This is a genomic window from Runella aurantiaca (assembly GCF_003339505.1).
In the GTDB taxonomy this organism is placed as follows: Bacteria; Bacteroidota; Bacteroidia; order Cytophagales; family Spirosomataceae; genus Runella; species Runella aurantiaca.
This window is the reverse complement of sequence record NZ_QPIW01000047.1, coordinates 1-25,183: the sequence shown is the minus strand read 5'-3', so window position 1 is coordinate 25,183 and position 25,183 is coordinate 1. Positions and strand designations below refer to the sequence as shown.

Annotated in this window: 17 protein-coding genes; 15 read left to right on the top strand and 2 right to left on the bottom strand. The window is 42.8% G+C overall.

The window, feature by feature from the left end:
* Positions 1 to 307 precede the first annotated feature (307 nt).
* From DVG78_RS29365 to DVG78_RS29305, 12 genes are all read left to right on the top strand, one after another.
* Positions 308 to 4,969 carry an OmpA family protein gene (locus DVG78_RS29365; protein ID WP_114464574.1) on the top strand — a complete coding sequence of 1,554 codons (4,662 nt, stop codon included), beginning with the start codon at positions 308 to 310 and terminating at the stop codon, positions 4,967 to 4,969.
* Between the two features lie 112 nt (positions 4,970 to 5,081).
* Positions 5,082 to 6,467 carry a CS1-pili formation C-terminal domain-containing protein gene (locus tag DVG78_RS29360; RefSeq protein ID WP_147277206.1) on the top strand — a complete coding sequence of 462 codons (1,386 nt, stop codon included), beginning with the start codon at positions 5,082 to 5,084 and terminating at the stop codon, positions 6,465 to 6,467.
* A 166-nt stretch (positions 6,468 to 6,633) separates the two neighbouring features.
* Positions 6,634 to 7,551, top strand: a complete 918-nt coding sequence (locus tag DVG78_RS29350) for a response regulator (RefSeq protein ID WP_158550144.1) — start codon at positions 6,634 to 6,636, stop codon at positions 7,549 to 7,551.
* A 96-nt stretch (positions 7,552 to 7,647) separates the two neighbouring features.
* Positions 7,648 to 8,373 carry a hypothetical protein gene (locus DVG78_RS29345; protein WP_114464571.1) on the top strand — a complete coding sequence of 242 codons (726 nt, stop codon included), beginning with the start codon at positions 7,648 to 7,650 and terminating at the stop codon, positions 8,371 to 8,373.
* 622 nt (positions 8,374 to 8,995) lie between these two features.
* Positions 8,996 to 10,330, top strand: coding sequence for a DEAD/DEAH box helicase (locus DVG78_RS29340; RefSeq protein ID WP_114464570.1), 1,335 nt, complete (start codon positions 8,996 to 8,998; stop codon positions 10,328 to 10,330).
* Between the two features lie 61 nt (positions 10,331 to 10,391).
* The gene (locus DVG78_RS29335; protein WP_114464569.1) at positions 10,392 to 11,162 is read left to right on the top strand and encodes a tetratricopeptide repeat protein; all 771 of its coding nucleotides are present in this window, start codon (positions 10,392 to 10,394) and stop codon (positions 11,160 to 11,162) included.
* Positions 11,163 to 11,237: 75 nt separating this feature from the next.
* Positions 11,238 to 11,642, top strand: a complete 405-nt coding sequence (locus DVG78_RS29330) for a GNAT family N-acetyltransferase (protein ID WP_114464568.1) — start codon at positions 11,238 to 11,240, stop codon at positions 11,640 to 11,642.
* Between the two features lie 332 nt (positions 11,643 to 11,974).
* Positions 11,975 to 12,760: an MlaE family ABC transporter permease gene (locus DVG78_RS29325; RefSeq protein ID WP_114067032.1), complete on the top strand. Its 786-nt coding sequence runs from the start codon at positions 11,975 to 11,977 to the stop codon at positions 12,758 to 12,760.
* Between the two features lie 14 nt (positions 12,761 to 12,774).
* Positions 12,775 to 13,533, top strand: coding sequence for an ABC transporter ATP-binding protein (locus tag DVG78_RS29320; RefSeq protein WP_199563316.1), 759 nt, complete (start codon positions 12,775 to 12,777; stop codon positions 13,531 to 13,533).
* A 1-nt stretch (position 13,534) separates the two neighbouring features.
* Positions 13,535 to 14,578, top strand: a complete 1,044-nt coding sequence (locus DVG78_RS29315; RefSeq protein ID WP_114464567.1) for an MlaD family protein — start codon at positions 13,535 to 13,537, stop codon at positions 14,576 to 14,578.
* Positions 14,579 to 14,781: 203 nt separating this feature from the next.
* On the top strand, positions 14,782 to 15,693 hold the full coding sequence (locus DVG78_RS29310) for a universal stress protein (protein ID WP_114464566.1): 912 nt from the start codon (positions 14,782 to 14,784) through the stop codon (positions 15,691 to 15,693).
* 110 nt (positions 15,694 to 15,803) lie between these two features.
* Positions 15,804 to 17,732 (top strand): histidinol-phosphatase, encoded by a 1,929-nt coding sequence (locus tag DVG78_RS29305; protein WP_114464575.1) that lies wholly within the window; start codon positions 15,804 to 15,806, stop codon positions 17,730 to 17,732.
* A gap of 113 nt (positions 17,733 to 17,845) precedes the next feature.
* Here the strand turns inward: DVG78_RS29305 and DVG78_RS29300 are convergent, their stop codons facing one another.
* Both DVG78_RS29300 and DVG78_RS29295 read right to left on the bottom strand, forming a co-directional pair.
* Positions 17,846 to 18,064, bottom strand: coding sequence for a helix-turn-helix domain-containing protein (locus DVG78_RS29300; RefSeq protein WP_114464565.1), 219 nt, complete (start codon positions 18,062 to 18,064; stop codon positions 17,846 to 17,848).
* A gap of 133 nt (positions 18,065 to 18,197) precedes the next feature.
* On the bottom strand, positions 18,198 to 19,175 hold the full coding sequence (locus tag DVG78_RS29295; RefSeq protein WP_114464564.1) for a polyprenyl synthetase family protein: 978 nt from the start codon (positions 19,173 to 19,175) through the stop codon (positions 18,198 to 18,200).
* Positions 19,176 to 19,437: 262 nt separating this feature from the next.
* Here DVG78_RS29295 and DVG78_RS29290 point away from each other — a divergent pair, with 262 nt between their 5' ends.
* The 3 genes from DVG78_RS29290 (at position 19,438) to DVG78_RS29275 (ending at position 24,936) form a co-directional block, all read left to right on the top strand.
* Entirely contained in the window at positions 19,438 to 20,766 is a 1,329-nt protein-coding gene (locus tag DVG78_RS29290) for a D-alanyl-D-alanine carboxypeptidase/D-alanyl-D-alanine-endopeptidase (RefSeq protein WP_114464563.1), read from the top strand.
* 65 nt (positions 20,767 to 20,831) lie between these two features.
* Positions 20,832 to 22,025 (top strand): DUF2252 domain-containing protein, encoded by a 1,194-nt coding sequence (locus tag DVG78_RS29285; protein ID WP_114464562.1) that lies wholly within the window; start codon positions 20,832 to 20,834, stop codon positions 22,023 to 22,025.
* Positions 22,026 to 22,299: 274 nt separating this feature from the next.
* Positions 22,300 to 24,936, top strand: a complete 2,637-nt coding sequence (locus tag DVG78_RS29275; protein WP_114464560.1) for a DUF5686 and carboxypeptidase regulatory-like domain-containing protein — start codon at positions 22,300 to 22,302, stop codon at positions 24,934 to 24,936.
* The last annotated feature ends 247 nt before the right edge of the window (positions 24,937 to 25,183 follow it).

Here is a 25,183-nt window from a genome sequence, read left to right as displayed (position 1 = left end):
CGCAAAAAAATTAAAAACGTGACGATGTTAAGCCGCAGGAAAAATTATATTTGTCAGCATGTTTCGACCGCCTAAAACCTCTCTTCCTTTTTAGCGGCTTCTGTCCACTTTCACTTGACGACATACAATGGAGTAACCTTCTTTTTTCGCCTAAATTTGTTCCAATAAAATCAGTTGGCACAATGAGGTCAAAAAAAGAATACATGGCACTTGTTTGGCTGATTGTCTCACTCATTGCTATCGTGATAGCAATCGTAGGGATAATGTTGATTTGATTTTTTAATATTCAACAATTAAACGAAGTAAAATGAAAGCGACTTTTATCTTCAGAAATGTTGGTGATGCTGATAAAGCAGGTATTATCTTCCAAGTTTCCTATCTTGTCAAAACAGGTGATGTTACCAAAATTGAAATAAAGGAATATAATCTATCCATAATGCCAAATCAAGAGACTGCACAAGAAATTGATTTTGGTACAGCATTGGCAGACCAAGAAATACTTGTTTTAGTTAGAGATTCAGCTGGGAAGATTATAGCTCAAAAAAACTTTATTCTAAAAAGTATTGATGGACAAAAACAACAGATTGAGTTTGTCATAAATAAACCAGATACTGACTCCACTACGGCTCTTCAAGAACGAAAACCAGTTTTTGTTTATGGTCGCCTTGTGGATAAAAAAGGCATCCATAATATGGAGGATATTCAAATTATTATCTCTGTGAAGCGAGGAGATATTGAAAATCTCATACCCCTTACATCAGTAAGAACAGAAGCCCAAGGGTACTTTTTTATTGATTACCCTGATGAATATTTTACAGAAGCTGTTGCATTAATAGGATTAGAGTTAGTAGAAAACCCTATTTCAATAAAATTAGAAAAGAAAACAATAAAAGAAAAAGATGTAAATGGGCAAGAGGTTGACAAAGAAGTGTCATTTTTTTCTCATAGAATTATTCTCATTGCAGAATTAAAAGATAACATAATCACCAAAGAAGCTACCACAGATTGTGGTTGTCACGCAAACGAGTTTCAAGAGAAAAAAGCCTTGGAGGAGTTTTCTTTTTATAGCCTTGTTCGCACTTCTCAACCAGAAATTAAGGGCTACATATTAAAAGAGGAGGACGAAATTACATTAGATGAAGTTTTGAAAGATTTAATTTTTATCAGCCCGGAGCTCATAGAAGCTTTAAAAAACCTAACAATCAATATAAAAGTTTCACCTGTTAGAGCAGTAAAAAGTCAACTTGTGCCTAATATAAACACAACTATAAATAGAGCAAGACGAACCGCCAACACAGAAGATGATTATGTAGAACCACTAAAACACATAAAAATTAAAAAGGAAGTTTTGCGAAACTTCTTAAAAGAAGAAAAGACACTTTCAAAAGATAACGTATCAAAACTTTTTGCTCAAAACGAATCAGCCATAATAGAACGCGCACTCAATCCAGCAGCGCAAAGAACACAGTCGTTGAGTAGCCGAGTAGAATTAGACGCCATTCATTCAATAGATTGGGATGATGAACCCACCATCTACCAAGCCGTAGAAATAGCCCATGGGCATTTGTTACAATATAAATCAGAATGGATAGCAGACGGATACTCACTCGGCGATTTATTGTATAGCCTTCCTTTAGCACCAGGCCAGAAAAAACAAATAGTCGTGTACGACTGGGAACGCCGTGAATCAGCATCGAATATGCAAACTATTGATTTTGAGGAAAACCTATACAACTCGCTTTCGAGAGATAGAGACATTTTAGAAATTACAAAAGGAATAGTTCAAGAAAATGTAAGCGGTGGGTCAAGCGCTTCTACGAAGGCAATCGGCGGTGGAATTGGGGGATTTGCAGGTGTTTTGTTTGGTGTAGCAGGAGGAGCAAGTAAAGCAAACTCAACAGCTTGGCAAAATAGTCTGCGTCAGACCTCTGCCTCTGACCAACAAAAACTGAGAGACAGAATCACTCAATCTGCCAGTGCTGTTCGGAGTATGCGTTCAACTGTCATCCAAACGGTTTCGCAAGGAGAACGCTTTGAAGTATCTTCCGAAAGTGTCGCCAATTACAACCATTGTCATGCCATCACTATTCAGTATTACGAAGTATTACGCCATTTCAAGATTCGTCAGCGGTTTGCTGATGCCCGAGAAGTTCTATTTGTACCACTATTAATGTCTCAGTTTGACTTAAAAAAAGCCCTCCGTTGGCGAGAAACTTTACAGGCAGCCCTGATTGACAGAAGACTAACTTCGGGCTTTGATTCAGGAGACAGGGTTTTGCACGAATGGAAAGACACTGGTTTCCCTTCGGGAACTTTCGCATCAGAAAATATAATAACAGCTTCTGGCAGCTTGAGAATACAGTTTGTTATTCAAAGACCAAGAGATAAATATGATGGTGGAAAAGCCATCTTGGATTCTGCCGCTTGGAGTTTCTACAATAACTTGTTTGGGGCAAATTTTGCGGAAGAATTTTATAGGAACTATCTTGAAAATCAAGAGCGGAAAGATGATATTTTCCATAGTGAATTGGGTGAAAAAATAGCCCGCAAGTTCATTGCGAATCTAACGTTCGTAGTTTTAGATGAAACCAATAAACCCATTGGAACTATTCCGATTGATGCCGCACTCACGTCTCGGTATTACAAAGATGGAATCTTAAATGTACGCCTCAATTGGAATGATGCCCCTTTCTTCGCCCGAGAAAAAATACATTATTTAAAAATCAGTTCAAGTATTTTTAGTAATCTTCCAACAGGCTCGTTCTTGACAGTCCATTCAGGCTATATGCGCTACAAAACCAAACATTTTAAGGGTAATTTATTTCAATACCAATACTTGGGCGATGACCTAACCAATACTGATGGGGTTATCATTTATGCTGGCCCCACCATGGAAGAACTGAAAGACCCACGAAAAGAAGATTTGGTAGTGGTTAATAAACTGATTGCACACCTCAACGACAACCTCGAATATTACCACAAGGCTCTATGGATGAACATGACCCCCGAAAGACGTTTTATGCTCTTAGATGGTATTATTCTCAACGGAAAAGGGGAAGGGAAAAGTGTAGCTTCGTTGGTGCAGAACGATTTGTTGACCATCGTAGGCAATAGCCTTGTATTACCTGTTGCAAGAGGGTTAAATCTTGACCCTGAATTTGGTTTGAACGAATCACTCACAGAGTTTTATATGACAGCCGCCGCTGAACCTATCAGCGTAAGCGTCCCAACAAAAGGTGTATTTGCGGAAGCCGTTATGGGTAAATGTAACTCATGTGAAAAAATTGATGAAAGTAGATTTTGGCGTTGGGAAGAATCACCTATACCTGATAGCCCTACGGCTATTACGCCTATTAATACCGATAGCCGCCGTGCTGAACCAGGCAATTTGCAACCACAACAATTGCCCAGTGCAATCGTCAATATCCAAAATGCACCGAACGCGCCAGACCCCACAGGTTTGGCAGGTACGCTTGGATTATTGGGGCAGAATAATTTGTTTAAGGATATTACAGGGTTAGAAGGCAATCAGCGAAATGCAATGCAAGCATTACAAAGTTCTTTGGATACAGCTAAGGCATTTGCACAGGAGGCAGGGAAACTGGAAGTGCAAGGAATGCAAGAAGCATCAAAAATTGCCATCCAAAAGGAAATGGGGCGTAAGTTAGACAAAGCACTTTCTACAATAGAAAACGACCCGAATTTATCTGGTGAGCAGAAAAAAGAATTAAAAGAAAAAGCCTTTAATGCCTATCTGGGAGCAGGTGCAACAACCCAAGAAATTGCAAAAAATCCCAAGGTGGAAGAATTTAAGCAAAGAGTAAAATCCATTGACGATATGGTGAAAGACAAAATAATTTCACCTGAACAGGGAAAGGAAATTAAGGAAAAAGAAATTAAACGATTTACAGAGAACACTGAAAGTAAGCCAATTGCTTCACTTGAAGGAATTGAGAGAACATCAGATACTGCTGCTAAAAACAATACAAGTATTGAACTCGACTCTATGGGAAATGTCAAAGTTACACCCATGAATACCAAAATTGCAGGAGACAAATTTGTTTTACCCCCTGATATTCAATATCGTTATTCGAGCGCAATTCATCTATTAAATGAAGAGCCAGATGATATTGCAGCAAACGAGATAATGAATATAGGTGAGATTTTACTTTTTAATTTTCCAGTTAACGGTTCGTCATTAATTCCATCACATATTACATTGCTTGAAGAAGTAGCTGCTTTTTTTGGTCTTGAAAATCGAGCAAAATTAATAATAGAAGGGCATGCTTCTCAAACAGGTCCAGAATCCAATAACTTAATTTTGTCTGAGGTAAGGGCAAAAACAGTTTTTGACTACTTAACTGAAGATGCAGCAACTTTAAGAGTTAATCCGAATCAAATTATAGAAACTATAGGCGTAGGTTCTTATGAGCCAATAATTGACAAAATGGGAAATGAAGAAAAATTGAATCGGAGTGTACTAATTAAATTTGCCTTTCCTCAAATCATATCTTCAATTCCTGAGCCAAAACCTGATGGTTCAAAAGATTGGAGAATTAAAATAGAACTCTCAATAGGTGCAGGGATTGGCACAGGGATTGGAATAGGAGGAAAACTAATAAAGGTTCAGATTTCAAGTAGAGATGAAGATTATGATGCAGGTGGAAACTTCGTTTTAGCGGGTGTAGGTGCAGAATTTATTGGTGCTGGATTTGAATTTTCAGCAGATTTAGGTAATTCTGTAAATTTCTCTACTAAAGACATGATTAAAATAGAAGATTTCAATCATGCTTCCTTTAGGTTGTCCTCATCAGGAGGTGGAGCATTCCTTGAGTACAATAAAACATCTTTAGCATTCCCTTCTTTGGGTGTAAATAGGATAAATGTAGGAGGGTGGAGTTTAGGTGTATCGGCAAATTTTACATTCAAAAACAAAATTTGGGGGTTTTTACAAAATATTGATATTTAGTACATGGACTCATTGGCAGAAGTAGCAAAATATACAGGGCAAATAGGTTTTTTCTATTTGCCCTGTATGAATGAGACGAATTATTAGACTCTCCAAAACAAATTTCTCGAAAATGAAAACTAATGCAAAAAGCTCAGAATCTGGAAGGTATGCTAACAAATATATGTTTGGTATATGCATCATATTACTACTATTTTTAATCAGTATTAGTTTTTTCGCTCCAGATTGGAAGGACACAAATAGCCTTTTATTTAGAATACTTTTAGGTATTTCGGTCGGCTATATAGCCACATTTTTAACAGGTTTTCTAAAGTTAAAAATAGCGAATATTGAAGCAGCTGGCGGTCTTGCTGTATTTCTATTTGTGTGTTTTTTTAATCCGTTAGAATCAAAGCCTGTATTTTTCAATACCAAATTGAATCTTAACTCTATTAAAGGAGAAAGTATAAACGAAGGTACAATTCACTTTTCTATTGAGGGGAATAGTTTCAGTCAAAACAAACAAATAGAATCAAATGGTGAAGTTTCAATAACGGATATTCCTTCAAAACTAAGAAACTCAAAAGTAAGATTAACGCTTGAATCAAACAAATTTAAGCTTTTATATCCAGATTCTTTATATGATTTGACTGAAAAAATAGCGGTTTCAGTAACTCCAATTTTAGTTGAAAGGATTTTTGGTAGAATTACAACCAGTACAAACCAATCTATTGAAAATGCAAAAGTTGAGGTGAAAGGGGTTTCAACACTAACAAATAAAAATGGTGAGTTTAAGATTGAGATTCCTAAAGTAAAGCAAAGTAGTAAAGTTTTACTTTCTGCACAAAAACAAGGCTACTCTACTTCTGATGATAAAGAGAAATATGAAGATGAAATTGATATTGATGAATCAAAAGTAGGGCAATACATTCTATTAAAAAAAATACATGCCCCCGCAGTTGAATCATTACCAGCTTCTAATATCAGTTTGTCAGAGGCAACATCTTTACCCATTAAAATTAACAATAAAGTCTTCATTTTTCCTTTTAAAAATACAGTAAAAGATTTGAAAATACATATCTCACTTAATATTATAAATGAACAGTCGAAGAATGTAAATCAGTGTTATCTTATACGTTTTGGGCAAACTATTGACAATGAAAATTTAACTTTAGAACAAGCTGGATTTACTTCTGTAATAAATCAGTTAAATATGAGCTGCAATGGTGGAGATTTTATTTATCTTATCAAGTACAGACATTTGCGAATTACTGGAATATCTGATAAAATTATAGCTGTACTTGTAAATGGCATCATTTCTAAATACGAAATTGATGGAAGTAATGTGAATATAATGACTGGGTTTAACAATTGGGATTCGGCTAAAAATACCATAGAGCTCTTTGGCTCAAATAAAAAAATAAAAATAGCAAATCTTAAAATTTCCAGTAAAATTGATGATTTGATAGAAATTGATGGTAAAAACGGAGCTTTAAGAGCTATACCTCCTGAATCCTAATTTTCTTTAACCTTCTCAACTATTCCACCCTCAACAAAAACTTTGCAAACTCAAAAAGTGCTTCTTTGATTAGGCAGAAATAGGCAAGTTTACTTAAAAAGTAGGCTTTGCCATCCCCTAAACATACTCCTCCAACAGCTTCTTTTTCAACAGTTCCATACCAACCGTGGCTTTTTCGGGGATGAAGGCCACGTATTTAGTGCTGCCCGAAGTATCGGGAATTGAGGCCGTCCACATCATCAAACAAGCGTACCCAAGTCTTCAGATTCTGATACAAACCGTCTTTGAAGACATCCTCACAAAATTCCTAGCTTTTTCGGGGTTGCTCAGCCTCCTCTTGTCTTGTAACGATAACGACGTAGCGCCCCCTTCTACCTGTAAAGTAATAACGGGGAGCGTAGCGGAGTTCAACGCCAAATGGGACTACCAATACGATGCTGAAGGCTTTATCAAATCCCAGAACATTGAGTTTCTGGAAAATGACAGCACGACCAGTAAGTATACAAACGGCGGCTTTAAGATTCTGAATGGTCGGTTGGTAGGACTGGAGAACCCCGACGGGCTGAAAGAAGAGTACGTTTATACCAATGAGTTAGTAAGCGCTATCAACATCCAAGACCCCAACGACCCAGCCTACGCAGATTACCAAATCAAAGTGGAGAATGACGCCAATGGTCGAATTGCAAAAATGACCGACAACAAAGGCCGAACCTCCACCGTCAAACGCGACACCAGGGGAAATATCCTAGAAGTAGAAATCAAAGACCAGGCTGGCAAACAGGTGTATTTGGGTCAATACAGCGGCTACGATGGCAAAAAAACCTTAGAAGATACTTTCAAAGGCTGGCCCATCAATGTCTTAGGCTATTATGCCAACTACATGCAATTGGACTACAACAACTTCGGGGCGGGAGGCAACCCCGCCAAATTTAAAGCCAGTCATCAGGGCGTACCTGCCATTGACCACGAGCGAACCTATGAATATAATTCCGCGGGCTTTCCCACCAAAATAAGCATCACTACAGACCGAGTCAATGCTACTCCCGCTTACTCCTTTGATTTTGGGTATTCGGAATGTAAATAAATGCCCGTTTTTTACCCTTGCGGTCCCCCGAAAAGCAAGGGCGAGTAAGCCGAAAAGCGCAGTGAGTAGGCATCACTTTTATATTTTGAAATAATCATGAAAAACGCACTTTTACCCGCGCTATTGAGCCTTATGGTTCTCTGTCTCATCACTTTTTCTTGCCAGAAAGAGGAGGTAGCTCCCGACGTTTTGCAAGTCCTCAGCCTGACCGAAAAAGTAGGCAACTATGGCTACGAAGAACTCTCTCAGGAAAGCATCAAGTGGATGTTTAGCAAACCTTTAGCCCAAAACCCCCTCTCTGACGAAACAGGAGCGCTTTTTGACGTCAAAAACCAACCCATTCCCAACGTCATGATCCTACAAAGCAATTTGGGCGGCAAATCCACCCGCGCCATTACAGTCCCAGCGGGGCATTATGTGTTCATTACACCCTTGGCCACTTTTGCGTATTATTTTGAGAACGACAAATGTGACCCAACCAAACCCGCCCAAGGCCAATCATTGGACAACTTTGTCTATTCCTACATCGACGGGTGGATGGATGCGGCTACCAATCTGTCGGCCAAATTGGACGGGGTAGAGATGGTACCTGACTTAAAGAAATACCGAGTAAAGACCAAGATGTTTCAAATGTTGCTTGATAAAGACTACACCGACCCCAACTGCGATTACAGCAACCAAAAGGCATACATTGTGGGAGATGGCTACCAACTACTTTTCAAACTCCCCAAGGGCAAACACGTCCTCACTTTTCAAGGCGATATCCCCGACCCTACCAACCCCTTCCACGCGGAGGTGACTTGGAATTTGACGGTGGAGTAGGATTTAATTCTCTATTCCACCCCCTAAGTTTTCGTACACACTTTGTTTTGTTGGAAGTAGAGAATGATGTTAAGCCTTCATTTTAGGGAAATCAAACAGGGACAAAATGTTTTAGGAACCTGATTGAAACTGGTAGAAAATCATTGGAACGGCCCTTTCAGGAACTTTGTCTATTTTATGAAAGATGATGCTATTTTGAGACTCATGAAAGAATGATTTAGGAAAGTAGACAATAATGAGTCCGCATAACTTATCCAACATGTGTTATCCCGAAGTTTAGGGTAAGAAAGAACCTCCTTGTAATTTTGAGAGTCACTACAACCTCAAAAACAAGGAGGTCTTTTTATGTTCAGAACAATACCGCAAAACAAGGATAAAAACATCTCAAAAATAATGTTTTTTACCAATTACTATTCCTGAATCGGGGCTGTACTGGTAATTAATGACGCCCTCTACTAATTCTAACTCATGAAAATCACCGCACTAATGAACCTTCCAGCGGGATAATTTGCTACCCTTAGACTTGGGCTTTACGTACAATTCATGTACTTTGCGTAAGCAGTGGAGCCGAAACCGCCCTTGGCGTGGGCTTCGCAATCAACCATTGATTTATTGAATTCAGATGAATTTTGAAGATTTTAACCTCAATCGCCAACTGCTCAATGCCATTGCTGATGCGGGGTATGAGGTGCCGTCTCCTATTCAGGAACAGGCCATTCCGCTCGTTTTGGAAGGACACGATGTGCTCGGAATTGCCCAGACTGGAACGGGAAAGACCGCCGCGTATGTATTGCCGCTATTGATGCGTATCAAGTACGCGCAGGGGATGCACCCCCGGGCACTGATTCTGGCACCCACGCGTGAATTGGTGATGCAGATAGGCGCCGCTCTGGGCGAATTGGCAAAATATACCGACTTGCGGCACATCGCCATTTATGGCGGCTTGGGCCCAAAAACCCAAATTGAAGCCCTGCAAAAAGGGGTGGATATTGTGGTGGCTACGCCGGGGCGTTTCTTGGATTTGTACCTACGCGGCGAGATTGTAGTGAAACAGTTGACCACGCTTGTGATGGACGAAGCCGACAAGATGATGGACATGGGCTTCATGCCTCAAATCAACCGAATTTTGGAAGTAATTCCCCGAAAACGTCAGAATTTGCTGTTTTCGGCAACGTTTCCCGAAAAAGTAGAACGACTTTCAGAAAACTTTTTGGAAGGCCCCATTCGTGTAGAAGTCACACCTCAGGCCACCACTGCCGCCCGCGTTGACCAGATTATTTATGAAGTTCCCAATTTTAGAACAAAAATTAACCTGCTCGAATTCTTGGTGCAGGATGCCACAGTTTTTGAACGCGGTATGGTTTTTGTTCGCTCTCGCGAAAATGCCGAAAACATCTATAAATTTCTGAAACGAAAGGTAGTGACCGAAGATGAAGTACGGGTCATTCACGCCAACAAAGGCCAAAACACGCGAATCAACGCGATGGAGGCTTTTAAAGAAGGGAAAGTTCGGATTTTGATTGCCACCGATGTGGCCGCCCGGGGCATTGATGTTACGCAGGTGAGTCACGTGGTAAACTTTGATGTACCCCTGATTTACGAAGATTATGTACACCGCATTGGGCGTACGGGTCGGGCCAATCAGGAAGGGAATGCCATTACGTTTGTGACCATTGCGGATGATTATCACATTGCTAAAATTGAAAAAATCATCCGAATGCCCATCCCTCGCCAGCCTTTACCAGAAGCGTTGGAGGTGCCAGAAACGCCTTTCGAAGAGCAACAGGCCTTGTTACGTGAGCTGGACGAGCAGCGACGCAAAGATGACCCAACTTTTAAGGGGGCATTTCATGAAAAGAAAAATAAAAAAGTTGTAAATTCGAAACCTAAAAATGCGAATCCGCAAAAAAGAACAGCCTCGTCAGCGAAAAATTCTTTTAAGAGACGAAAAAAGTAAATTTGGCATAATAACCCTTTGAAAGCATCGTTTTATAAGACGTTCTGATGAGTTGGTAGCGATGAAAAAAATACAGGCATTCAGTTATTTGGTACTCGGATTGTTAATTGTGCTGGAAAGTAAGGCGCAAACAATGCAGTTTGTTACGAGCAGCCGCCCGGCTGATACCAGTAACAAAGCAACCGGGGGCGCTTCCGAGGCTACAATGGTGAAAAATCTTCACCTGTTGCCCCTGTTTGGAGAAGTCGCCAAAAGTGGCGAGCAAATTGAATTTGAAATTAATTTTCTGAACGATTGCGACCAAAACTTTCCTACACGCAAAGAAGCCAGCGAGTTTTTTTCGGCACGTGGCTGGGAATATTTGGACGAAGGCGACCTCGATACGGCCTGTTATCGTTTTAATCTGGCCTATTTGCTCAATCCACAAAATGCCGACACCTACTGGGGTCTGGGCGTGGTGTGTTTCCAACAGGGCCACATCACCGATGCTGAGCGTATGCTCCGCAAAGGCGTTGACCTTGACTCAACCAATGTAGGGATGTTGGTCGACTTGGCTACCGTTGACTTGATACACTTTAAAGAAAGCAGCGATAAATGGGAGTTGATGGAGGCCGAACAAATACTTAATCGAGCCATTCGTCTGGATACCACCTTTGCTACGGCTTACCTCAAAAAATCGGTGTTGGAATTTCATAAAGGCAATTATGATGCTTCCTGGGACAATTTACACAAGACCCGAGTGTTGGATATTGAGCTGCTGGATTATGATTTTATGAAAGAACTCCTCGCCAAAAAATGTGACCCGCTGGGTATTTTTAGTACACCTAATTAAGGCATTTTATCCCCTCTACCCATCCGTCCGACGGTTTAAAACCGTCGGACGGGTAGTAAGAAAGGGACACGAACAATGATTCGCTCCATCACTGCTGCTGATACGTATCCCCTTCGCCACCAAGTTTTGTGGCCCGACCAACCCCTTGATTTTGTCAAAGTCCCCGAAGATGAAAAAGGGCTTCATTTTGGCTATTTTGTCGATAATCAGCCTGTATCGGTGATTTCTCTTTTTGTGGATGATTACCGCGTGGCCCGCTTCCGAAAGTTTGCTACTCATCCTGATTTCCAGCGCCAAGGGCTGGGAAGTGCCCTGCTAGAAATTGTATTTGAACGCGCCGTCGAACTTCAGGCCACGCGTATTTGGTGTGATGCAAGGCTCGACGCTAAACCATTTTATGAGCGTTTCGGTATGAAACAAGAAGGCGCTCCTTTCTTCAAAGGAGATATTCCTTATGTAAAAATGGATCTCGTTTTTTGAGAGACGAATGTTGGCAAAGGTTTCCCCAAATGGGCACTTAGTTGCATTGTTTTTTGTTTATCGTTGCTCATTTTGTGGCAATAGATTCTTTTTTTTGCCATGTATAAGGCTTATGGGAATTTTTTTCTACAATTTACTGTGGAATACTTTTTTTGATAATTTGCCATACATATACTTGTACGTCTTTCGTCCCCGTTTAAGTGGTTTTAGCAAAAAGAGGTAATCTCCAATAAGTTATTGGGATGCTAATTGATTGAAAAAAAAATTAACGAGAGGGCTCGTACAGCTCCAACTGCGACAACGATTAACCAGTGCGTGCGCACTTAACAATGATGAACAGCGAATCTGCGAAACATGTATTCTCCGAAAAAGTTGATGATTGGTTAATGGGTTTTTATGACGCCTTCGAGTTTGTAAAGTTGGTTTTTAGAGAGGCATTTTCTGGGGGCTTTGAGTTTACCGAATTTGTTCGGCAATGTTATTCCATCGGTCTCAAATCCCTGCCGTTGATTTCCTTGACGGGGTTTGTTACGGGATACGTTTTTACCAAACAATCGCGCCCTTCACTGATGGAATTTGGCGCTACCTCGTGGTTGCCGTCGTTGGTGACGATTGCCATCGTGCGGGCGTTGGCACCGCTGGTTACGTCGCTGATTTGTTCAGGAAAGATTGGTTCGGGCATTGGCGCGGAGCTGGGTTCGATGAAAGTGACCGAACAAATAGATGCCATGGAAGTGTCGGCGGTCAATCCGATTCGTTTTTTGGTGGTTACGCGTGTAGCAGCAGCCACCATCACTATTCCTATTTTATCTTTTTACTGCGCTTTGGTGGCGTTGGCGGGCGCTTTTCTTAACGTGACGGTCAACGAAGAAACCAACGTGCTGGCCTTTCTAGAGCATGGATTCGACAGCATTGTGTTCTTGGACATTATTACGGCGGTGGTCAAAGCTACATCCTTTGGGTTTACCATCGGAATGATTGGGTGCTACAAAGGTTTCAATGCCACTAATGGCACCCAAGGGGTAGGACAAGCCGCCAATTCATCGGTGGTATTATCTATGTTTCTGATTTTTATTGAAGAATTATTCATTGTTCAAGTAGCTAATTGGTTTCGCTAAATCGGCACGCAATCATGGAGAAAACGATTGAGATAAAGAATTTATATAAATCGTTCGGGAGTCTGCACGTATTGTCGGGGGTAGATCTGGATGTGCATGAAAATGAAAATGTAGTGGTATTGGGGCGATCAGGAACGGGAAAGTCGGTGTTGATTAAAATCATTGCGGGGCTACTCACTCCCGACCGCGGACAGGTAAAAGTATTTGGGCAATCGGTTGCTGATTTGACAGCTAAAGAACTGAATGAGCTGCGGTTGAAGATTGGTTTTTCGTTTCAGAGCAGCGCGTTGTACGACAGCATGACGGTGCGGGAAAACTTGGAGTTTCCCCTCGTCAGAAATCTAAAAAATATGACCCGCAAAGAAATAGACAAAGCTGTTGATGAGGTCATAGAAGCCGTAGGCCTGAAAAAAACGTTGGACCAAATGCCTTCTCAACTTTCGGGTGGGCAGCGCAAGCGGATTGGAATAGCCCGTACGCTCATCATGAACCCGAAAATTATGCTGTACGATGAGCCAACCGCGGGACTCGACCCCATTACGTGCCAGGAAATCAATGATTTAATGAATCAAGTAAAAGAGAAATACCGTACCAGTTCCATCATCATCACGCACGATTTAACCTGCGCCAAAGAAACGGGTGACAGGGTGGCGATTTTGTTTGATGGCAAGTTTGCGTACCAAGGCACGTTTGAGGAGGTTTTCGGCAATCCCGACCCCCGCATCCGTAGTTTTTATGATTACAATTTTATCGAACCAAAACTCCAGAATTAATATGAAATCAACGTCAAGGTCGGAAAGCTATAAAGTAAAAGTGGGCATTTTTGTGGTACTTGGAATTATGATTCTGGTTGCGGGGATTCTTATGGTGGGCACTTTGCGCAAAACTTTTGTGAGTAAAATCGACGCGTATGCCATCTTGGACGACGTAAATGGCCTTACCAAAGGCAGTAACGTTTGGTTTTCGGGCGTCAAGGTCGGAACCGTAAAACACGTTGCTTTTGTTGAAAACTCCAAAGTAAAAGTGACGTTTGGCATTGAAGAATCTTCTCAAAAATTTATCAAAAAAGACGCCAACGTCAAAGTCAGCACCGACGGTTTGATTGGTAACACCATTATTGTGATTTCAGGCGGCTCGCCAGAAGCCGAAATCGTAGAGGATGGTTATCAGTTTAGGGTTTTAAAAGAAGATTCTCAACAAGATATGCTGAAAACATTGCAGGAAAATAACAAAAACCTGCTCGCCATCACGGCTGATTTTAAAGAACTGATTCGTGGCATCAAAGACGGAGAAGGTTCGGTAGGGAAGTTGTTGACCAAAGATGATTTATACCAAAAATTAAATTCAACCCTCACGGGATTAGAAGCCGCCACGCTCAACGCCAAGGCCACGACGGTGTCGTTGGCGCAGTTTTCCAAAAATCTGAACACGCAGGGTAACTTTGTCAATGACTTGCTGACCGACAAACAGATGTACGGTGATTTGAAACAAACGGTCAGCACATTGGGAGAAACCTCGCGAAATTTGAAAGAAACCTCCACTTCAGCAAAGGGTATGGTGGCCGATTTACGGCAGACAACCAGTAAGATTGCTAACGACAAAACCAGTACAGTCGGGGTACTTTTGCACGACCCCAAAACGGCGAATAACGTAAGAAATACCATCCAAAACCTCGAAAGCAGCACGGCCAAACTGGACGAAAACATGGAGGCATTACAACATAATATTCTACTTAGAAGGTACTTCCGCAAGAAAAAGAAAGAGGAAGTCAAGCCCGATACCTCAACACAAGTGACGACGCTTGAAAAAATGCCTTGATTTCTAAAAAATTCTTACTGTTGGTTATGTCGGCTTAAAAATTGGGCCACTTTCAGCGCTTTTCTTATGTACTTCTAATCCTGCATTAAGCCCTCGTTAAGGTAGGGGCTATAGCTTTGTTGTGTCATTCTGGAAGAAATAGTTTTAAAAGGTTTCTCGAAAGACACCAAAGTTCAAACCTGACCACCTTAAATATATTAATCATGGAAAGCACCCTAATTAAGAAAATAACAGTACCCGTCGATTACAGTGAAACCTCCCGCAATGCGCTTGCCCTGGCATTGGAAATGAGCCGCCAGCACAAAGCTTCACTTCATTTGCTGTATGTGGTAGAGCAATATCAATGCATTTCTATTTCCGAAAACGGGTTAATAATTGATTTCTCCAAGGAATCTATCAAAACCGCCGAGCTTAAAAGGTTACAAAAGTTAGCCACTGAAGTGATTGATAGCCAAACTGCTTATATGGTTGAATGTCGCATTTCCAATGACGTGTCAACGGCCATTGTTGAGGCAGCGTTTGAACACGAAAGTGATTTGATTGTAATGGGTACACAGGCAACATCGGGGATAGTGTCGCATTTTGTCGGTTCAGTGGCATATGATGTTGTCAAAACAGCGCCTTGTCCAGTACTCACGGTTCCGAATCATCGAGCATGGACGGTATTCAAAAAGATTCTGTTTCCCGTTCGGCCAGTGGCTACGGCGCTGGAAAAGTATGATTTTGCCAAGGAAATGATTAGGCATAATAAGGCAGAACTAACGGTTTTAGGGCTATATAGTGAAGATGCCCCGCAGCTTTCTGACGCCCTTACCGATATGCTCTCCAATTTAGAAATTCAACTGAAATATGACCGAATTAGGGCTGGTATTGAGTTGGCAGATACGGAAGAAGCTGCCGAACTTGTCTTATTCAAATCGCGTCAGTTTGAGGCCGACTTGATTATAATTACGGTTGATGGGGATGAAACACGCGGAAGTTTTTTTGAAAGTCCCTATACACAACAAATGATAAACCAGTCTAAAGTTCCTATTTTGTCTATCAGGCCTGCGCCCTTTAGGGTGGCTCAGGTACAGTCAATTGGCACAATACCGGCATTTTCGGTTGTAGCCTAAATTTAAGATTCTTTGTTGGTCCTAAAATAGTCTCTTAGGGTAAAGTGAAGGTAGTATTAGAAATTCACGGTGGATGTCTTATCCTAATGAACTCAAATCACTCGCCCAACATGAGATTATTTTTCTCTTTTTTGCTGCTTCTTTCCCTTTCCTCCGCCTACGCCCAAAACTGGTACAAAGGCAATCTGCACACGCACTCGCTCTGGAGTGACGGTGATGATTATCCCGAAATGATCATGGATTGGTATAAGGCCAACGGGTATAATTTTGTCGGGTTATCAGACCATAATACGTTTCAAGAAGGAGAGAAATGGGTAAATGTTCCGCGTGTACCCGAGCGTCGGCGTACTTTTGAACGCTATCTGCGTACGTTTGGGTCTGATTGGGTCACGTACAAAAAAGGGCCTAACGATTCCCTGAAAGTGCGGCTGAAAAACTTGCAGGAATACCGCAATTTTTTTGATGACCCAGGTAAATTTCTCATTATCAAAAGTGAAGAAGTTTCAACAAGCTACGACAGCAAGCCGATTCACATCAACATGACCAACGTGCAGAACCTCATTCGTCCGCAGCGAGGCAATAGCGTGGCGGAGGTGATGCAAAACAATATTGACTTAGTGGTGGCGCAGCGCCGCCAAACGGGGCAACCCATGTTTCCGCACATTAATCACCCCAATTTTTACTATGCTATCACCGCGCAGGACCTAATGCAGCTACGGTACGAGCGTTTCTTTGAAGTTTTTAATGGCCACCCAATGGTCAATAATTACGGCGACGACAAGCGCGATGGCACCGAGGTGATGTGGGATAAAATCAATGTGCATTTTGTGCAACAGGGGCGCCCGTTGATGTACGGTTTGGCCACCGACGACAGTCACAATTATCAGTTTTTTGGCTTAGAATACAGCAACACAGGCCGTGGTTGGGTCATGGTCAATGCCGCCGATTTGTCGCCGCGCTCCCTGATTGAGTCGCTGGAAGCAGGGCGGTTTTATGCCACGTCGGGTGTAGAATTAGAGAAGCTTGTTCAAACGCCGTCTAGTATTTCTTTTAAAATTAAAGCGGAGCCTAATGTCAATTATACCATTCAGTGGATTGGATTGAAGAAAGGCAAAGAAAAGACGGAAATTTTTAAAGAAATCAAAGGAAATGAAGCGAGCTATACCTTGGCCGAAGATGATTTGATGGTGCGGGCTAAAATTATTTCCAGTAAACCAAAATACAACCCGTTTAGCGCGGGAGACGTCGAAACGGCTTGGATTCAGCCCATTGCAAAACTCCAAACCCCACCCGTAAACCCTGACGTAGTGCCGCTTCCCAACGCCCACGCGCACAACGATTACGAGCAATCGCGGCCGTTGTGGGATGCGCTAGACCAAGGATTTACGAGTGTAGAAGCCGACGTCTATTTAATCAACGACACGTTGTTTGTGGCGCACGAGCGCCCAACCTTCAACAACCCTGCACATACCTTAGAAAATTTATACTTAAAGCCATTGGTTAAGCGGATTGCTCAAAACGGAAATCAAGTTTATGGGGGCTATAAAGGCCCTGTGTATCTCATGATTGACTTCAAAACCGAGGCCGAAAGTACCTACAAAGCCTTAGACAAATTGCTTCAAAATTATAGTTTCATTCTTACTTCCTACAAAGGCAACAGCCCCAAAGCGGGGGCCGTGACGTTGTTCATTTCTGGTAATCGTCCGATTGAAACGTTGAAAAAATCAAAAGAGCGGTTGGCGTCTTTGGATGGGCGACCTGCTGATTTGGGTAAGAAACTGAGCGCTCAATTGATGCCTGTGGTAAGTGATAATTACGCAAACCATCTTTCGTGGCGTGGCAAGGGCGAAATGCCCGAAGAGCAGTTTCAAAAATTGAGTCAATTGGTAAAAAAGGTACACGCCGAAGGAAAAAAACTCCGCCTCTGGGCTTGCCCCGAAGACCCTGCCGTGTGGAAAAAACTCCGCGAAGCAGGCGCCGATTTTCTAAGTACCGACCAACTAGAATTGGTGAAGGAGTTTTTGTTAGTGAAGCCTTAACCTTTTTGGTTATTTAATCATCGCGGACTTTGCCTCCATAGCTCTTAATAATAAAAAAGGGCTGTGGAGACACAGCCCAAGGGAATTAAAATAGTAACCTGTTGATTTTAAGCTTATTTTAAAATAAAGCCCAGGCTTACTTGTAAACGCTCATACAACTTCTTGGCTACATCGATGGTAATTCGCCGTTTACCGCTTAAGATTTCAGAAAGGCGGGCTGCGGATATTTCTAATAAAATCGCTAAATCTTTCTGTTTTAGTCGGCGTTTCACCATTTTATATTGAATCATCTCTGGCAAGGTTGTAGGTTGGTGCACAGGCATTAATTGCATTGAGTCTTCAATGGTTTTGACCAGCAGTAGAAATTGCGAAAGTTAATGTTTGGCGCCTTGTTAAAGTACTCCAATTCCTCGAACTCACGAAGGCACTACTCAACAAAGTTTGGCAGTCACTTTTCAGGTCAGGTCAACTCTCCCGCCCCACCAAAAACGCCGCAAACTCAATCAGTGGTTTTTTTCGGTCTACTGGCAGCGACAGGTTTTCTAACGCCTCAAAACCCTTAGAAAAATACGCATCGGCCATCGTTTGGGCGAGGGTATCAAGGCCAAGTTGTGAATAAATTTCGGTGACAGCAGCTACTTTGTCCGACGTGTCGTAAGTACCCTGTTCGAGGCTCAGCCAGTAGTTCAAATCCTCTTTGGTTTTTCCTTCGGCCAGCAGCAGCGCTTCGATGAGCATGAAGGTTTTTTTGTTGGCAATGATATCACCGCCCACCTGTTTTCCAAACTTCTCGGGGTCGCCGTATACGTCTAACAAGTCATCTTTGAGTTGAAAACCTAGTCCCATATTGACGCCCGCGTCGTAGAGCAATTGGGTAGTAGCTTCGTCAGCCCCTGCAATCATCCCACCCAATTCCATCGCAAAGCCCAGCAAAACCGAGGTTTTGAGGCGAATCATACCGATGTACTCTTCCTGAGAAACGTCGGCACGTTTTTCAAAATTCATGTCTAGTTGTTGGCCTTCGCATACTTCGGCGGCGGTGCGATTGAAGCGACGAATGACGCGCGGCAACTGCGCGGGTGCCACATCCAACAGCAATTCATAGGCATTGACCAGCATCACATCGCCCGACAAAATAGCGGTATTGGCGTTCCATTTTTCATGCACCGTAGGCTTGCCCCGCCGCAGCGGCGCACAGTCCATGATGTCGTCGTGCATGAGCGTAAAATTGTGAAAAACTTCGACGGCAATCGCAGGTTTGAGGGCTTTCTGCCAATCGTCAATAAAAAGATTGGCAGACAAAACCGTCAATAAAGGCCGTAAACGCTTGCCTCCCAACGACATAATGTAACGAATGGGCTCGTATAATTCGGCAGGCTCCTCGCCGTAAGCAGTATGTTGAATTTGTTTTGAAATTGCTTCCAGATAAGGTTGAAAAGTCATCAGAATTTTAGGTTGTCTGTTGTCTGTCTTTTGTTATTGGTTATTATACGTTGATTAATAGAACTTTGCAAATAACGGGTAACAAATAATGATTCTTTTTTAATGGGTTTTGAGCCAAAAATAATGGAACTTATGGGTATAAACGGTCAGCTGGCGAAAAAGTTTTGAGTATCTTGCGCGAAAACGCCGACACGACCCATCCTTATCAACATTTAACCCTTTATAGCACTTCATCTTCCAACTACCCACAATCCTTAACATCATGTTGCGCACTTTACACGCTTACCTTTTTACTTTCTATTGTTGTTTTTTACTGATTAGTTGTGCCTCTTCCCAGCCTAAAACAGCCGAAGCAACGCCTCAATCCAGCAGCAAATGGCGTGATTTAGTGGCTAATTCGCCCATTTTTCGCCAAAACCATGCGGGATTTGCACTTTATGACCTTGAAAAACAAGAAACCGTAGCCGAGTATCAATCTGACCGTTATTTTGTCCCCGCTTCCAATACCAAATTGTTTACCCTTTATGCTGGTCTGTGCCTTTTGGGCGATTCTATCCCCGCTCTTCGATACACCACGACAGGCGACTCTCTGATTTTTTGGGGCACGGGCGACCCAAACCTACTGCACCCAGACATGCCGTCGAGCGGGGTTTTTGACGCATTAAAAAACTGGCGAGGACACCTGTTTTATTACCCGCACAACTACATCGGTAAGCGGCTCGGCCCAGGCTGGTCGTGGGGAGATTACGCCGATTATTATCAGGCCGAACTCTCTGCACTTCCATTGTATGGCAATGTGGTACGTTTTACCAACAGCAACGTCAGTCCGCGAATTTTCAAAGATAGCCTGCGCACGGCGGGCTGGTCTGATGAGTTTAAACTGTCGCGCGATGAATTCAATAATTCATTTTTTTCTACGGGCTGGCCCACTAAATCATTTACAGAAGATGTACCTTACCGAACTTCGCCAGGATTGAACGCCCGATTATTGGCCGATAGCCTAAAGAGAGAAGTGAGATTAATTCATAAGCTACGTCCCGGTATTTCGTATCGCACATTGAAAGGATTACCGATTGATACCCTCTACCGCCGCATGATGCACGTCAGCGACAATATGTTTGCCGAACAAGTCATGTTGATGTGCGCTTCGCAGTTGGATACCAACAACATCGGTTTTGAAAGCAAACAAAGCATTGACTACGTCAAACAACAACTACTGACGGATTTGCCCGACGAACCCATTTGGGAAGATGGCTCGGGTTTGTCGCGTTATAATTTATTTACGCCCCGTTCGATTATCAAATTATTACAAAAAATCTATGACAAAGTGCCTGACCAACAGCGGCTCTTTGGGATGATGGCCGTAGGTGGGAAAGCGGGCACCATCAAAAACCAATACAAATCGAAGGAGCCGTTTATTTTTGCCAAAACAGGTTCTTTATCAAATGTTTACTGCCTGAGTGGTTATTTAAAAACAAAAAAAGGCAAGATATTGCTATTCAGTATGATGAACAATAATTATATCGTTAAAACCGCCGAAATTCGTCGAGAAGTGGAGCGTATTTTAACAGAGATACACGAGAAATATTAAGTAAAAATAGGCGCTGAGACGCAAAGGCTTTGCCAGCTTAATCATCCATAAAATCAGATACAACAATGACGACAATAGAACAAATAAAACAATACAACGCAGGCCGCAATGCGCTGCTGTTGGCGCACAAATACGAGCGCATGACTGGAGATTTATATCGTTTTTTTCGGGCAACAGGCCATTTGTTTTATCATGATTTTGCGCAGCACTTTTCGACCGTCGATACCTCGCGGGTATGGGGGTGCGGCGATTTGCATTTGCAGAATTTCGGCACCTACAAAGCCGAAAATAGGCTGGTATATTTTGATTTGAACGATTTTGATGAAGCCATGCAAGTGCCTGCCACCTGGGAATTGAGCCGGATGCTGGTAAGTATACACTTGGCCGCCGAAGAACTAGACTTGGAAGAAGCCGAATGTAACCTGCTAGTCAAGGCGTTTTTAAACAGTTATATCCAAACACTTTTGAGTGGAAAACCCATTGACATTGAGCGCCGTACGGCCACGGGAATGTTGCAGGTATTCATGGAAAAACTGGAAAAACGGCGAAGAAAAGACCTGATTAAAGAGCGCACTGTAAAAGTCGACGGCGAACGAAAGCTGAAAGTTGATCACGAAAAGGTGGTGGGTATTTTGCCTGAGCAAAAAGCGATGGTGGAGCAAATAGTAATGGAGTGGCAACAACAACACCCCAACCCGTTCTTTAAACGCATCTGTGACGTAGGTATTCGGGTCACGGGTACGGCGAGTTTGGGGCTAGAGCGCTACGTTTTGTTGGTAGAAAGTCCCAACGAAAAATTGTATCTGCTCGACCTCAAAGAAGCACGACATTCTATTTTAAGTTCACATATTCAGTTGCCACAACCCATTTGGGAAACGGAAGCACAACGTATTGCGGAAATCCAAAAGCGTGTAAACAATGTGCTGCCTACCCTCCTGAACCCCATTGCCAACGGCACCAAATCGTACATTCTGAAAGAATTACAACCCGAACAGGATAAATTTGACTTTGAATATTGGGACGGAGAAATGGAAAGCCTGGAAAACCTGATTCGGACCATGGCCATGCTGACCGCCTCTGGACACCTGCGCAGTGCAGGGCGGCAGGGGTCGTCGATTGCCGATGAACTCATTGCTTTTTCGCAAGAGACCCAATGGCAGCACGATTTAATTTTCTATTGTAAAGCCTACCCCACCAAAGTACATCAGGATTATTTTGATTTTTGTGAAGCCTACGAAGAAGGTTTTTTTGAGGAATAACCCAGCAAGCAGGACATACCAAAAACCTCCTGCCTTTCGTTGGATGATAGCAAGCATACAATTCCTTCTTGAAAAAAAGGTATTTTCGATTAAATTTGTTTTAACCCAAGCGCAAGACATTACTGCCAAAACTCATAAAGGCTTCAGCAAAAGTTTAATGAAGTTTTTGTCAAAACGAATCGTTTTCCCGTATATACTGCAAAATGGATAAGTGATACGTTTAAAATGACCCATCATTATTCTAAAGATTTTATACGCCGCTAATCGCCCCGCCATGATTTTTTACCGAGTATTATTGCTTTTACTATTGGGCACTTCTGCGTTTGCGGGAGGGATTCGAGGCGTTGTTAAAACCACAAAAGGCGAGCCACTCGCCTATGCCGCCATTGCCGTAAAGGGCACAAATCTGGGAACAATGGCCAATGCCGAAGGGCGTTATGAGTTGGCATTACAACCCGGGCGGCATGAAATTATATTTCAGTATTTAGGGTTTAAAACCATTCTCAAAGTCGTAGAGGTAACGGCCGATTTTCAAACCTTTGATGCCACGCTCGAAGAGCAAGCGCTCAACATCAACGAAGTAAAAATAGGCTCCAAAAGCGAAGACCCCGCCTACACCATCATGCGGCGGGCCATTGCCAAATCACGTTTTCATGCTCTACAGGTAAGTTCTTACAATGCCCGCGCTTATATCAAAACGACGGGAGTAGCCACCCAAATTCCATTTTTTGCCGAAAAAGCACTCAAAAAAGAAGGCATCGAAGAAGGACGCCCCATTCTGAATGAAAGTGTGAATGAAATTACTTTTAGGCAACCAAACAATTACCAACAACGCATTATCTCTACCCGTAACAGTCTGGACAACAGCGCGCCTAGCCCCAATGCCTTTGTGTTGGCTAGTTTCTATGACCCTACCGTCGGCGATGCAGTGTCGCCGTTATCGCCCAAGGCTTTTGGGTATTATAAATTTGAATACGAGGGTTCGTTTCGAGAAGGAGATTTGGAAGTAAACCGCATCAAAGTCATTCCGCGCTCCTACGGCGAAGGCGTTTTTAAAGGTAAGATTTATATCATCGAAAACACTTGGGCCATTCACAGCCTCGACCTCCAAACCACGGTTCAGAGCCTCGACGTAGACGTCAAGCAGGTCTTTAATCCAGTACAACAGATCTGGATGCCCACCAACTTGCAGTTTCGGTTTGGCGGCTCTATGATGGGTTTTTCGGGTGAATTCAAGTACATTATTTCGATGACCTACAAAAACCTCATCATCAATCCCGCCTTTAAAGAGTCGGTGACGGTATTGGACGAAAAATTTGAAAAACCCACCAACGACCTAACGAAAAAAGACCTGCGCACCAAGAAACTCAACGAGTTGGCCAAACAGCAGAAAGAAGTTTCGACCCAACAGATGCGCAAGCTCATGAAGGAATACGAAAAACAAGAACGGCAGGAACGCAAACAACAAAAGGAAGACCTCAACGTAGTTCGGAATGATTCTATCATCATTGACTCGATGGCTAACAAACGTAGCGATACATTTTGGAACGAGATTCGCACGATTCCGCTCACCGAAATCGAAACCAAAAGCTACAAACATTCTGACAGTCTGCGGATTGTGAAACAAATCGAATTCAAAGCCGACAGCACCAAGGCCAAGAAAGATTCTTCCAAAGTAGACTTTATCAGCATTCTGACGGGGCGCTCGTTTCGGCTTTCCAAGAAATGGGTGCTAGACTATGAAGGGCCTTTTCAACCCCAAAATGCCACCTACAATACAGTCGACGGCTACGTGCTGGAAAGCAGTTTTAATTTCAAACGGCAATTCAACCGCGACAATACCTATTACATCAAACCACTCGTGCGCTATGCCTTCGGCCGACAGGCCGTTTCGGGAATCATGACCACGGGTTGGGCCGGACGCCGGCGCGGTATTTCGTTGACGGGCGGGCGGTACGTTGCTCAATTCAACGCCGACAATCCCATCAACGCTAATGTGAACACCACTTCTACGTTGTGGTTCGAGAATAATTTTATGAAAATTTACGAAAAGGATTTCGGCAAATTATCTTTCAACTACGCCCGCTTGGCCGACGTTTTCAGCATCAAAGGAAATCTAGAATACGGTCGTCGCTACGAGCTAACCAACCTCGAAAACGCCCGCCCGTGGATTCGCTGGAATCAATTTGCTTTTTCGCCCAATGCTCCTTTTAATCAAGAATATAGCAACAAATTTGCCGCCAAAGAATCTAATTACCGCTTCGAAACCCACGAAGCCCTCACTTTTGACCTATCAATCACGTGGCGACCAGGCCAGCAATACCGCCTTTACAACGGCCGCAAACGTTATCTAAATAACAAAAACCCGTCGGTCATTTTGAAATACTCAAAAGGAATTCCAAACATTGCCAACAGCGTGGTGGATTATGATTTGGTAGAGCTGAGTCTAAAGCAGGATGTGCAGACGGGCGTGCGGAGCGAGCTGCATTATATTTTTTCGGCGGGTACTTTTCTCAACAATCGTAGCGTGTATTTTATGGATTACAAGCACTTTATGGGCAATCAGGCATTCGTGCAATACGGCGATGCTTTTGCGCAGTTCCGTGCCTTGAATTATTATCGATACAGTACTTCCGAACGTTTTCTGGAAGCCCACGTCATCAACGAGTCGCGTCGCCTTTTGCTGACCCGCATTCCTTTTGTGCGCTTGGCAGGTTTGAAAGAAAACCTCATGGTGCATTACCTGCTTACGCCTACCCTTCCCCATTACACCGAGCTCGGCTACGGGCTGGATGGTTTGATTCCAGGTTTTCCATTTTTTAGGGTAGAGGCCGTGGCCGTATTTCAGGATTTCAAATACCAACGTACCGTTTTTAGAATCGGAACGACGTTGAAATTTGGGCGGCAGTAAGCACGCACCTCCCAGTTTGAGATGCTTACCGCATGATAAATTTATTGGCTATTACCGCCATTACTTTCTCCGTAGCACCCGCATTTTTCTGCACGTATTTGATGCCGTTGTTGGTGTTATCACCATAGCCGTCAGGCTAAGGAAAAAAGGCATAAATTTGTCGGATGCAAAAGATTGATTTTCAAGACCTCGACCTATCCTCCTCGTGTTTTTCAGACTTATCCTCTTTTTTTGAGGCATCCGCTTT

Bases quoted from the DNA above. Each gene is read 5' to 3' on its own strand.
- DVG78_RS29365 (WP_114464574.1), top strand. From the start codon at position 308: ATGAAAGCGACTTTTATCTTCAGAAATGTTGGTGATGCTGATAAAGCA.
- DVG78_RS29360 (WP_147277206.1), top strand. From the start codon at position 5,082: ATGAAAACTAATGCAAAAAGCTCAGAATCTGGAAGGTATGCTAACAAA.
- DVG78_RS29345 (WP_114464571.1), top strand. From the start codon at position 7,648: ATGAAAAACGCACTTTTACCCGCGCTATTGAGCCTTATGGTTCTCTGT.
- DVG78_RS29340 (WP_114464570.1), top strand. From the start codon at position 8,996: ATGAATTTTGAAGATTTTAACCTCAATCGCCAACTGCTCAATGCCATT.
- DVG78_RS29335 (WP_114464569.1), top strand. From the start codon at position 10,392: ATGAAAAAAATACAGGCATTCAGTTATTTGGTACTCGGATTGTTAATT.
- DVG78_RS29330 (WP_114464568.1), top strand. From the start codon at position 11,238: ATGATTCGCTCCATCACTGCTGCTGATACGTATCCCCTTCGCCACCAA.
- DVG78_RS29325 (WP_114067032.1), top strand. From the start codon at position 11,975: ATGAACAGCGAATCTGCGAAACATGTATTCTCCGAAAAAGTTGATGAT.
- DVG78_RS29320 (WP_199563316.1), top strand. From the start codon at position 12,775: ATGGAGAAAACGATTGAGATAAAGAATTTATATAAATCGTTCGGGAGT.
- DVG78_RS29315 (WP_114464567.1), top strand. From the start codon at position 13,535: ATGAAATCAACGTCAAGGTCGGAAAGCTATAAAGTAAAAGTGGGCATT.
- DVG78_RS29310 (WP_114464566.1), top strand. From the start codon at position 14,782: ATGGAAAGCACCCTAATTAAGAAAATAACAGTACCCGTCGATTACAGT.
- DVG78_RS29305 (WP_114464575.1), top strand. From the start codon at position 15,804: ATGAGATTATTTTTCTCTTTTTTGCTGCTTCTTTCCCTTTCCTCCGCC.
- DVG78_RS29300 (WP_114464565.1), bottom strand. From the start codon at position 18,064: ATGCAATTAATGCCTGTGCACCAACCTACAACCTTGCCAGAGATGATT.
- DVG78_RS29295 (WP_114464564.1), bottom strand. From the start codon at position 19,175: ATGACTTTTCAACCTTATCTGGAAGCAATTTCAAAACAAATTCAACAT.
- DVG78_RS29290 (WP_114464563.1), top strand. From the start codon at position 19,438: ATGTTGCGCACTTTACACGCTTACCTTTTTACTTTCTATTGTTGTTTT.
- DVG78_RS29285 (WP_114464562.1), top strand. From the start codon at position 20,832: ATGACGACAATAGAACAAATAAAACAATACAACGCAGGCCGCAATGCG.
- DVG78_RS29275 (WP_114464560.1), top strand. From the start codon at position 22,300: ATGATTTTTTACCGAGTATTATTGCTTTTACTATTGGGCACTTCTGCG.